General features: G+C 71.9%; 9 protein-coding genes and 1 pseudogene. 2 read left to right on the top strand and 8 right to left on the bottom strand.

The annotated features are described in order from the left end of the window. A pseudogene (locus tag M878_RS70560) lies at nucleotides 1-1,147 on the top strand (response regulator); the annotation flags it as partial. A 133-nt stretch (nucleotides 1,148-1,280) separates the two neighbouring features. Here M878_RS70560 and M878_RS70555 read toward each other — a convergent pair. The 8 genes from M878_RS70555 to M878_RS70520 all read right to left on the bottom strand — a co-directional run bounded on the left by M878_RS70555 (nucleotide 1,281) and on the right by M878_RS70520 (nucleotide 9,289). Continuing rightward, complete coding sequence (locus M878_RS70555; RefSeq protein WP_023548789.1) at nucleotides 1,281-2,936, bottom strand: long-chain fatty acid--CoA ligase; 1,656 nt, start codon at nucleotides 2,934-2,936, stop codon at nucleotides 1,281-1,283. Between the two features lie 146 nt (nucleotides 2,937-3,082). Next, complete coding sequence (locus M878_RS70550) at nucleotides 3,083-3,676, bottom strand: SigE family RNA polymerase sigma factor (protein ID WP_023548787.1); 594 nt, start codon at nucleotides 3,674-3,676, stop codon at nucleotides 3,083-3,085. Between the two features lie 315 nt (nucleotides 3,677-3,991). Beyond that, the gene (locus M878_RS70545; RefSeq protein WP_023548785.1) at nucleotides 3,992-5,158 is read right to left on the bottom strand and encodes a lipid-transfer protein; all 1,167 of its coding nucleotides are present in this window, start codon (nucleotides 5,156-5,158) and stop codon (nucleotides 3,992-3,994) included. Beyond that, nucleotides 5,155-5,550, bottom strand: coding sequence for a MaoC family dehydratase (locus M878_RS70540; RefSeq protein ID WP_209445646.1), 396 nt, complete (start codon nucleotides 5,548-5,550; stop codon nucleotides 5,155-5,157). Before M878_RS70540 ends, M878_RS70545 begins: the two co-directional genes overlap by 4 nt. A gap of 13 nt (nucleotides 5,551-5,563) precedes the next feature. Continuing rightward, complete coding sequence (locus M878_RS70535) at nucleotides 5,564-6,592, bottom strand: acyl-CoA dehydrogenase family protein (RefSeq protein WP_023548782.1); 1,029 nt, start codon at nucleotides 6,590-6,592, stop codon at nucleotides 5,564-5,566. A gap of 1 nt (nucleotide 6,593) precedes the next feature. Further along, nucleotides 6,594-7,550, bottom strand: a complete 957-nt coding sequence (locus tag M878_RS70530; protein ID WP_078630332.1) for a bifunctional MaoC family dehydratase N-terminal/OB-fold nucleic acid binding domain-containing protein — start codon at nucleotides 7,548-7,550, stop codon at nucleotides 6,594-6,596. Continuing rightward, the gene (locus tag M878_RS70525; RefSeq protein WP_031225392.1) at nucleotides 7,547-8,743 is read right to left on the bottom strand and encodes an acyl-CoA dehydrogenase family protein; all 1,197 of its coding nucleotides are present in this window, start codon (nucleotides 8,741-8,743) and stop codon (nucleotides 7,547-7,549) included. The genes M878_RS70530 and M878_RS70525 overlap by 4 nt, the downstream gene beginning before the upstream one ends. Nucleotides 8,744-8,971: 228 nt before the next feature. Next, a complete protein-coding gene (locus M878_RS70520; protein ID WP_023548776.1) occupies nucleotides 8,972-9,289 on the bottom strand; it encodes a hypothetical protein in 318 nt (105 codons plus the stop codon). Nucleotides 9,290-9,657: 368 nt separating this feature from the next. Here M878_RS70520 and M878_RS70515 point away from each other — a divergent pair. Beyond that, on the top strand, nucleotides 9,658-10,294 hold a 637-nt coding region (locus M878_RS70515), incomplete at its 3' end, for a bifunctional DNA primase/polymerase (RefSeq protein ID WP_023548774.1).

Here is a 10,294-nt window from a genome sequence, read left to right as displayed (position 1 = left end):
GGGCGTGCCGTTCTCGCGGCAGGCCGCGCAGGTGCAGCAGCCGACGGCGACCCCGCCGCCGCACGCGCCGGGCGGTTCCGGCCGCCGGCGCAAGCTGGGCACGCCTCCGGACCCGGCCCAGCGTCAGGAGCAGCAGCCGGAGCAGGCGGCGGGCCGGCCGCATCCGTCGGCCGAGCCGGCGGCCCCCGGACAGCCGATTCCTGGACAGCCGGGCGCCGGACAGCCGGGGCCCGCACCCGCACAGGCATCACTCGCCGGGCAGTCCCGGCTCGCCCCCGGCACCGAGGGTGCCGGACGCTCGTACGCCATAGGCGCGCCGGACGCGGACGCCGCCGAGGGGCCGGAGCCGCTGGACGGTCCCGGTGGGGCCATCGAGGTCGCGGACGCACCGCTGCCGCAGCCACTCGACGACGAGCTGCCCCCGGAGCCGCTGGACAACCCGCGCCGGCTGCTGGTGTGGCCCGCGCCGGACGCGACGACCCAGCAGGCGCTGAGCGACCGCGGCTACCGGCCGGTGATCGTGCACTCCCGTGAGGAGGTCGACGCGCAGATCGCGGCGTTCCCGGCCGCGCTGTTCGTGGACCCGCTGACCGGGCCCATCACGCGTACGGCCCTGCAGTCGCTGCGCCAGGCCGCCGTCGCCGCCGAGGTGCCGGTGCTGGTCACGGCCGGGCTGGGGCAGGCGACGCGCGAGGCGGCGTACGGCGCCGATCCCGCCGTACTGCTGAAGGCGCTGGCGCCGCGCGACAGCGAGCAGCATCCGCCGCGGGTGCTGCTCATCGAGGAGCACGCGGAGATCGCGCTGGCGCTGACCTCGACGCTGGAGCGGCGCGGGATGCAGGTGGCACGGGCCGGGAGCGACAACGACGCGGTGACGCTGGCGGGGCAGTTCCGGCCGAACCTCGTGGTGATGGACCTGATGCAGGTGCACCGGCGGCAGGCCGGTATCACCGGGATCATCGACTGGCTGCGCACGAACGGGCAGCTCAACCGCACCCCGCTGGTCGTCTACACCGCCGCCGTCGACCAGGCCGACCTGCCCCGGCTGGCCTCGGGCGAGACGGTTCTCTTCCTCGCGGAGCGCTCCACGAGCACCGAGGTGCAGAGCCGGATCGTGGACCTGCTGGCCCGGATCGGGACCAATTAGGGCCAGATCGGGGCCAGTTGGGGCCAGTTGGGGCCAGATCGGAGCCCAGTCAGGGCAAGATCGTGACCAATCAGGGTCAGCAGGAGCGGTCTTGAAACCGGAGCGCCCCTGAAAGGGGGGCGGTGCCGCGCCGTCAGAGGCTGGTGACGTCCAGCTGGCCGTCGGCGTACTGCCTCCGCAGCACCTTCTTGTCGAACTTGCCCACACTGGTCTTCGGCACCGACTCCACGATCGTCCAGCGCTCGGGGAGCTGCCACTTGGCGATCTTGCCCTCCTCGGCGAGGAAGGTGCGCAGGGTCGCGAAGTCGGCGGTGGCGCCCTGCCGCAGGACGACCGTGGCCAGCGGGCGCTCGCCCCACTTGTCGTCGGGTACGGCGACCACGGCGGCCTCGGCGACGTCCGGGTGGGACATCAGCGCGTTCTCCAGCTCCACCGAGGAGATCCACTCGCCGCCGGACTTGATGACGTCCTTGGCCCGGTCGGTGAGGGTGAGGAAGCCGTCGGGGGAGATGGTGCCGACGTCGCCGGTCTTCAGCCAGCCGTCCTCGCTGAACTTGTCGGCGGGGCGCAGTGGTTCGGCGTCGGGGCCGTTGTAGTACGCGCCGGCGATCCACGGGCCGCGCACCTCCAGCTCGCCCGCCGACTCGCCGTCCCAGGGGAGACGCTCGCCGCCGGGGCCGGTGAGGCGGGCCTCGACGCCGGCCGGGAAGCGGCCCTGGGTGAGGCGGTAGGCGAACTCCTCCTCGGTGCCGGCCGCGTGGGCCGGCGGGCGGGCGACCGTGCCGAGCGGCGAGGTCTCCGTCATGCCCCAGGCGTGACAGACCCGCATACCGAGCTTGTCGAAGGCCGCCATGAGGGAGGGCGGGCAGGCCGCGCCGCCGATGGTGACCTGGGTCAGGGAGGAGACGTCCCGGGGCCTGGCGGTCAGCTCGGCGAGCAGGCCCTGCCAGATGGTCGGGACGGCCGCCGCGTGCGTCGGCCTCGCGCGCTCGATCATCTCGGCGAGCGGCGCGGGCTGCAGAAAGCGGTCCGGCATCAGCAGGTTGACGCCGGTCATGAAGGTGGCGTGCGGCAGACCCCAGGCGTTGACATGGAACTGGGGCACCACGACGAGTGAGGTGTCCTGGTCGGTCAGGCCCATCGACTGGGTCATGTTGACCTGCATGGAGTGCAGATAGATCGAACGGTGGCTGTACACCACGCCCTTGGGGTCGCCCGTCGTGCCGGAGGTGTAGCACATGGCGGCGGCCTGGCGTTCGTCGATCTCCGGCCAGTCGAACCTCTTCGGCCGGCCCGCGATCAGCTCCTCGTACTCATGGATCCGGGCGGTCGCGCCCTGGAGCGGCGTACGGTCACCGGGGCCGGATACGACGATGTGCTCCACCGTCGGCAGCTTGGGCAGCAGCGGTGCGAGCAGCGGGATCAGTGAGCCATTGACGATGATCACCCGGTCGGCCGCGTGGTTGACGATCCACACCAGCTGCTCGGCGGGCAGCCGCAGATTGAGGGTGTGCAGCACCGCGCCCATGGACGGGATGGCGAAGTACGCCTCGACGTGCTCGGCGTTGTTCCACATCAGGGTCGCCACCCGGTCGTCGCCCCGGACGCCGAGTTCGTCCCGCAGGGCGTTCGCCAGCTGCACCGCGCGTACTCCCGCCTCGGCGAAACTGCGCCGCTGCGGCTCGGACTCCCCGGTCCAGGTGGTGATCTGGGACCGCCCGTGCACCAGCACACCGTGCACGAGGATGCGGGTGACGGTCAGCGGTACGTCCTGCATGGTGCTCAGCACGAGTCCTCCCGGGGCGGCGTTGCCTGCGCGGTAGTAAGGGCTCCGCTGATTCTGCTCACATACCGCGCGGTATGTCACTAGGGAGTGCGTCACTCAGGGTGCGTCAATGAGGAGGAAATTCCGGGCCGGCGCACCAGTCCCCGCTTCTAGCGCACCAGTCCCAGCTCAGGGTCCTCGCGCAGCTTGCCCAGCGCACGCGACACCGCCGACTTCACCGTGCCGACCGACACCCCGAGCAACTCGGCGGTCTGGGCCTCGCTGAGGTCCTCGTAGTACCGCAGGACGACCATCGCCCGCTGGCGTGCCGGGAGTTTCATGACCGCCCGCCACATGGCGTCGTGCAGCGCCTGCCGCTCGGCCGGGTCGTCGTCACCGGGCACGGGCTCCGGCTCGGGCAGCTCGTCACAGGAGAACTCTTCCACCCTGCGCTTGCGCCACTGCGAGGTCCGGGTGTTCAGCAGCGCGCGGCGCACATAGCCGTCGAGCGCCCGCTGGTCCTCGATCCGCTCCCAGGCCACATAGGTCTTGGCGAGCGCGGTCTGCAGCAGGTCCTCGGCGTCGCTCAGGTTCGCGGTCAGCGAGCGCGCGGTGCGCAGCAGGACCGGCTGGCGGGCTCGCACATACGACGCGAACGACGGGTACGCGGGAGCCTCCCCGCCCGCCTGGAGCCGGGGGTGGGGGAGGGTCTGCCGCCTTGGTGCGGCGGCGGCCGAGGCGCTGGTGCAGACGGGTGTGGTCATGGCTCCACGCTAGGAGCGGACCCGCCTGCGGCGGATCGCCCGCAGGTCCCGAAGCGGAGTCCCCCTCAGGTTGTAGGGGTGGGGTGGACTGCACCTCCTGAAGGTGGACGGCGAGTGCACCCCGTCTGCGGGTACGCCCCTGACCCCGGCCCGATCGTCCCTGGCCCCGTCGGCCGAACCGACCCTGACACGGAGGTCCGATCCCACGCTTGCCTGGAGGGCGTTCCCCACGCCGGCCTGGGGCGCGGATCGGGCGCCGGCCGGCGGCTGAGGGTGCGCTCCCGCCGCTGACCGCTAGCCGCTAGCCGCTGACCGTCAGCCGTCAGCCGTCAGGATCAAGCCCGATGTCGGGACGCCCGTGCCGGCCGTCACCAGGGTTCGGGTCGCACCCGGTATCTGGTTCACCGCCGTACCCCGCAGCTGGCGTACCGCTTCCGCCATGCCGTTCATCCCGTGCAGATAGGCCTCGCCGAGCTGGCCCCCATGGGTGTTGAGCGGCAGCCGCTCCTCGGCCACGAAGTCCGCCGCCTCCCCCTTCCCGCAGAACCCGAACTCCTCCAGCTGCATCAGCACGAACGGCGTGAAGTGGTCGTACAGGATCCCCACGTCGATGTCGGCCGGGCCGAGTCCGGAGGTGCGCCAGAGCTGCCGGGCCACCACTCCCATCTCCGGCAGGCCGGTCAGATCGTCCCGGTAGAAGCTGGTCATCTGCTCCTGCGCCCGGCCCGCGCCCTGGGCCGCCGCCGCGATCACGGCGGGCGGACGCCGCAGGTCCCGGGCCCGCTCCAGGGAGGTGACGACGATCGCCTGGCCGCCGTCGGTCTCCTGACAGCAGTCCAGCAGCCGCAACGGCTCCACGATCCAGCGGGACGCCGCGTGCTCGGCGAGCGTGATGGGGCGGCCGTGGAAGTACGCCGCAGGGTTCGTCGCCGCGTATCCGCGGTCCAGCACGGCCACATGCCCGAACGCCTCCGGCGTCAGCCCGTACGCGTGCAGATACCGCTGGGCCGCCATCGCCACCCAGGAAGCCGGGGTGAGCAGTCCGAACGGCAGCATCCAGCCGAGCGCGGTGCCCTCCGCCGACGGCTCCCGGTGCTGCACACCCGCACCGAATCTGCGGCCCGAGCGTTCATTGAAGGCGCGGTAGCAGACGACCACCTCCGCCACGCCCGTCGCCACCGCGAGCGCCGCCTGGAGCACGGTCGCGCAGGCCGCGCCGCCGCCGTAGTGGACCCGGGAGAAGAAGGACAGCTCGCCCATCCCGCAGGCCTGGGCCACCGTGATCTCCGGGTTGGTGTCCATCGTGAAGGTCACCATCCCGTCCACGTCCGCCGGCGCCAGCCCCGCGTCGTCCAGCGCGGCCCGCACCGCCTCCACGGCCAGCCGCAGCTCGCTGCGCCCGGAGTCCTTGGAGAACTCGGTGGCCCCGATCCCGGCGATCGCCGCACGCCCGCCCAGGGTGTCCCGCGCCCGGGCGCTCATGACGCGTCTCCGGCAGGGACGGTGACCGTCACCGTCCCGGTCACATGCCGGCCGCTGCCGTTGGCGCCGACGACCCGCACGGTCGCAGTGTCGCCGTCGACCTCCTCGATCCTGCCGGTCAGCACCATCGTGTCCCCCGGGTAGTTGGGCGCCCCGAGCCGGATGGCGACCTTGCGGAGCACCGCCGCCGGCCCGAAGTGGTCCGTGATGTATCTGCCGACGAGGCCGTTCGTCGTCAGGATGTTCATGAAGACGTCCGGTGAGCCCTTCTGCCTGGCCAGCTCCGCGTCGTGATGCACGTCCTGGTAGTCGCGGGACGCGATCGCCCCCGCCACGATCAGCGTGCGCGTGACCGGGATCTGCAGCGGCGGCAGTTCGGCACCCACGCGCAGCACCGCCGCGCCCTCACTCCCCATTTGCGATCAACTCCCCCAGTTCCTGGAGCACTTCGGCCCCACAGCCCAGATACGCGTCCAGCTGCCGGCCCCACAGGAAGTGCCGGTGCACCGGATGGTCAAGGTCGGCTCCCGCCCCGCCGTGCAGATGCTGGCCCGTGTGCACGACGCGGTGTCCCGCCTCGGACGCCCACCAGGCAGCCGTCAGCGCGTGCGTGGCGTACGGCAACCCGGCGTCCCGCCGCCAGGCGGCCTCGTAGGCCGTCACCCGTATCGCCTCGGTGTCCATGTGGGCGTCGGCGGCGCGCAGTTGGACGGCCTGCCGGTTGGCGAGCGGGCGCCCGAACTGCTCCCGGGTGTTGGTGTGCGCGACGGCCCGGACGAGGGAGCCCGCGCAGACGCCCGCCTGGAGCCCGGCGAAGGCGGTGCGGGCGGTGGCCAGGACGTCGGTGTAGGCACCGGTGCCGGGGCCGAGCGGCTCGGCCCACGCGCCTTCCAAGGTGAGCCGTCCCGCCGACCAGGGGGCCGTCAGCTCGACCTCCTCGATCCCGGTGCCCTCCCCGAGTGGCACCAGCCACAGCTGCCGCCCGGCGTCGGCGACCAGTACATGGGTGGCGTCCCGCAGCCAGGGGACGACGGGCACCGTGCCGGTCAGCTCACCCCGTGCCGAGGCCCGTACACCGGTCTGCGCGGGAAACGCCCCCGCCACCACCGCCGAGCCGTCCTCGACCGCCGGAAGCAGCCTGCCCCGCTGCTCCGCACTGCCGTGCGCGGTGAGGGCGAGCACCCCGTACACACAGCTCGCCGCATACGGCACCTGGGCCGTCGTCCGTCCCTGTTCCTCCAGGAGCAGCACCAGCCCCAGCAGGCCGAGTTCCTCCGCCGCGGCCACCAGCCCGGCCGCGCACAGGGCCTTCCACAGCTCCGGGTCGCTGCCCGTTCCGGCGGCCTTCAGCCGGTCATGCGTAGCGAGGTCGCCGAAGATCCGAGCGGCCAGGTCACGGGCCTCGGTCTGGGCCTCGGTGGGCGTGAAGTCCATGTCAGCCCTCGCCCTCGACGACCCGGAAGACCGGCAGCACCAGCGTGCCCTCGTCGTCCCCCTCGTCCCCGTATCGCCGGAACTCCAGGCGCACCGGAAGCCCGATCCGCACCTTGTCGTACGGCACCCCCACGACGTTGCTCACCATCCGCACGCCCTCGGCGAGTTCGATCAGACCCACCGCGTAAGGCGGCTCGAAGGCCGGGAAGGGCGGGTGGTGCATGACCACGTACGAGTAGACCGTGCCCTCGCCGCTCGCCTCGACCGTGTCCCACTCCAGACAGCCGCACGCGTTGCAGCCCGGCAGCCAGGGGTGGCGCAGGGTGCCGCAGTCCGTGCAGCGCTGGATGAGGAGCCGTCCTTCGGCCGCCGCCGCCCAGAAGCCGGCGTTGTCCCGGTTGACCACCGGGCGGGGACGCGGGGCCGGGGGTGTGCGGCGGGCCGGGGCGTACTTGAGGATGCGGAAGCGGTGTGTGCCCACCAGCCGGCCGGCGGCCCGGACGTCCGTGCGGGTCGTGACGAAATATCCCGTGCCCAGCTTCGTCGTCTTCCGTTCCGACACCGACTCGATCACCGTGTCGAACGTGACCTCGTCGCCCGGGCGCAGGGGCCGCAGATACTCCTGCTCGCAGTCGGTGGCCACGACCGACGTACAGCCCGAGGCGTCGAGGAGGGACAGCAGGTCGTCGTAGGCACCCGTGCGGCCCTCGTGGCCGGACAGGCCACCCATCGTCCAGGCCTGGAGCATGGTGGGCGGGGCGATGGCGTCCGGGCCCGTGTAGGCCGGGTTGGTGTCGCCCATGGCCTCGCACCAGTGCCGGATCATGGGCAGGTTGACCGGGTCCTTCCCCACCCCGGCGACAGCCGCGGGCCGCCCCTCGTACCCCTTGAGCCGCGCCCCCACCGCGTCCTCGTCCAGCATGCGCCCGGCCTGCGGCTCACCGCTTCCCCCGCTCATCGCCGTCCCCTCCTCATCCCGAGCCGCATCGTCGCGACGATCTCCCGCTGCACCTCGCTCACCCCGCCCCCGAACGTGTTGATCTGCGCCGCCCTGTTCAGCCGTTCCAGCTCGCCGTCCCCGAAGGCTCCCGGGGAGCCGGAGCGGACCAGTCCAGCCTCGCCCGCGATCTCCTGACACATGCGATACGTCGCGACAGTCGATTCCGTTCCCGCGAATTTCACGCCGCTCGCCTCGCCCGGAGCCAGTCGGCCCGCTCCCACGTCGGCCACCAAACGCCAGCTGAGCAGGCGATTCGCCGCCAGCCGGGCATGCACCTCGGCGGCCCGCAGACGCACCCACGGCTCATCGATCCGGCGTCGTGGATTCACCGGATCGGGTGAACGGGCGGCGGTGAGCGCGGCGGCGAGGAAGTCCTCGGCCTGCATGCCGAGGGCGGCCAGCGCGACCCGCTCGTGGTTGAGCTGGCCGGTGATCAGCGACCAGCCCTCGTTCTCGGCGCCGACCAGGTTCCGGGACGGGACGCGGACGCCGTCGTAATAGGTGGCCGTCGTCGTCCGGCCGCCCACCGTCTCGATCGGCGTCCAGGAGAACCCCGGCGCGTCGGTCGGGACGAGGAGAATGGAGATGCCCTGGTGCTTGGGCGCCTCCGGGTCGGTTCGGCAGGCCAGCCAGATCCAGTCGGCGTACTGGGCGCCCGAGGTGAAGATCTTCTGACCGTCGATCCGCCAGCCGCCGCCCTCGCGCACGGCGCGGGTGCGCAGGGAGGCCAGGTCGGTGCCGGCGGAGGGCTCGGTGTAGCCGATCGCGAAGACGGCCTCGCCGCTGAGGATGCGGGGCAGAAAGTGGGCCTTCTGCGCCTCGCTGCCGTACCGCATGAGGGTGGGGCCGACGGTGTTGAGCGTGACCATGGAGACCGGGGCGCCGGCCCGGTTCGCCTCGTCGAAGAACACGAACTGCTCGTCCGCGCCCCGGCCCTGGCCGCCATATTCGACCGGCCAGCCGATACCCAGCCAGCCGTCGGCACCGATGCGGCGCAACAGGGCGCGGGCGTCGGTGGGTTCAGGGGGGTCAGCGGGGTCAGTGGGTTCAGGGAGGTCGGCGGGTGCGAGGGAGTCGGGCAGCACTTCACGGAAGTAGGCGCGGAGTTCGGCGCGCAGACGCTGCTGCCGCTCCGTGGGGGCGAGGTGCACGGTGGGGGCCTCCCGGCCTCGCATACCTGACAGGGACAGTTTCTGACTGTCCGTCAGATACTGGTAGGTGTCAAGGTCGGCCACCGTCACCGGGGTCCACCACCATGGAACGGGCACCGTACAAACGCCTGCGCGGCGGCACCGAAGTACCGCCGCGCAGACGTGTGATGACCCCGAAGCACTCCCCACGAGGGCCCTCACCTCACCGAGAGGGGCCTCGTCCGAGGGTCACCACAGGTGGGTGAAGTCGACGGCCACGTTCTCGTTGCCCTGCTGGACGGGTGCGAACGCGGAGTCGTTGACCTGGGCGGTGTTGCTCTGGTTCGAGGCACCGTTGCCGACCGCGTTCTGCTGCGTGGTGGACGAGTTGCCGAAGTTGTTGTGGCCGACTCCGCTGCCGATGACACCCGCCACACCGGTGTTGGCGCTCGATCCGTTGCCCGCGAAGGAGCCGTTGTCGGCGGCCGCGACGCCACTGAAGAGCGCGGCTGCGAGGGGGAGAGCGGCGACGGCGGCGAGTACGCGGGCGGTACGGATGCTTGCCATGTTGTTCCTCCAGAACCAAGAACTCGGCGGCCCTAGGGCCGGAACTACGTGAAGTACGGCTTATGTCAGGGCAGTTGGCCGACCGCTCTGACGCTGTGGGCGACGTCGCGAGATCAGAGTTGCCCACCGAATCCCCGGCGAACCACCCCGGAAGCCGCGATTAGCACGCAAGCGTGATGACAAGTCGATAAACGCCTATCGCCATCTTTTGCCATCAGCTACCTCAGGACGGATCAGGAGGTCCTTTCACTCCTCAAGCGGCACAAGGGGTGAATCGTTCCTCCTCATATCCGGTCATTTTCCCCGAACCTGGCGCGTCACCCCGGACCCCTCTTCCCTTTTTCGAACGTACGTACGAACATGGAGCCATGGCCACCCCCGACCGGCAGGCCACGACGCTGGCCCTCGCACACGCCCTGTCAGCCGCCGAACGCGGCCTGGCCGTCATCCCCCTGTCCCGGACGAAACTCCCGGCCCTGCGCTCCCCCCACCGCGACGACCCCGACCCGGCCGGACCGCGCTGCCACGGCGAGTGCGGCCGCTTCGGCCACGGCGTGTACGACGCCTCGACCGACCCGGTCCGGATCCGCGAGCTGTTCACCGCCGCGCCCTGGGCCACCGGCTACGGCATCGCGTGCGGGCTGCCGCCGTACCATCTGATCGGCGTCGACCTGGACACCAAGTGCGGCACCGACTCCTCGACCGCGCTGCGCGAACTGGCCCTGCGCCACCTGTTCACGATTCCGGAAACGGTCGTCGTCCGCACACCGAGCGGCGGGCGTCATCTGTGGCTCACCGGCCCACCGGACGTCGTCGTACCGAACTCCGCCGGCCGGCTCGCCCCCGGGATCGACATCCGTGGCGCCGGCGGCTATCTCGTGGGCCCCGGCTCGCGCACCGAGCACGGCGTCTACACAACCGCCCCCGGCACCGCCCACCTGGCCCCCGCGCCCTGCCCGCCCTCCCTGCTGCGCCTGCTCGCGCCGCCGCCCCGGCCCCCGCAGC

The organism is Streptomyces roseochromogenus subsp. oscitans DS 12.976 (assembly GCF_000497445.1).
In the GTDB taxonomy this organism is placed as follows: domain Bacteria; phylum Actinomycetota; class Actinomycetes; order Streptomycetales; family Streptomycetaceae; genus Streptomyces; species Streptomyces oscitans.
This window is presented reverse-complemented; position numbering and strand designations above follow the sequence as displayed.

What these genes read in the sequence shown, in the direction of transcription:
- M878_RS70520 (WP_023548776.1), bottom strand. Translation starts at nt 9,289, where the DNA reads ATGGCAAGCATCCGTACCGCCCGCGTACTCGCCGCCGTCGCCGCTCTC.
- M878_RS70545 (WP_023548785.1), bottom strand. Translation starts at nt 5,158, where the DNA reads ATGAGCGCCCGGGCGCGGGACACCCTGGGCGGGCGTGCGGCGATCGCC.
- M878_RS70550 (WP_023548787.1), bottom strand. Translation starts at nt 3,676, where the DNA reads ATGACCACACCCGTCTGCACCAGCGCCTCGGCCGCCGCCGCACCAAGG.
- M878_RS70530 (WP_078630332.1), bottom strand. Translation starts at nt 7,550, where the DNA reads ATGAGCGGGGGAAGCGGTGAGCCGCAGGCCGGGCGCATGCTGGACGAG.
- M878_RS70535 (WP_023548782.1), bottom strand. Translation starts at nt 6,592, where the DNA reads ATGGACTTCACGCCCACCGAGGCCCAGACCGAGGCCCGTGACCTGGCC.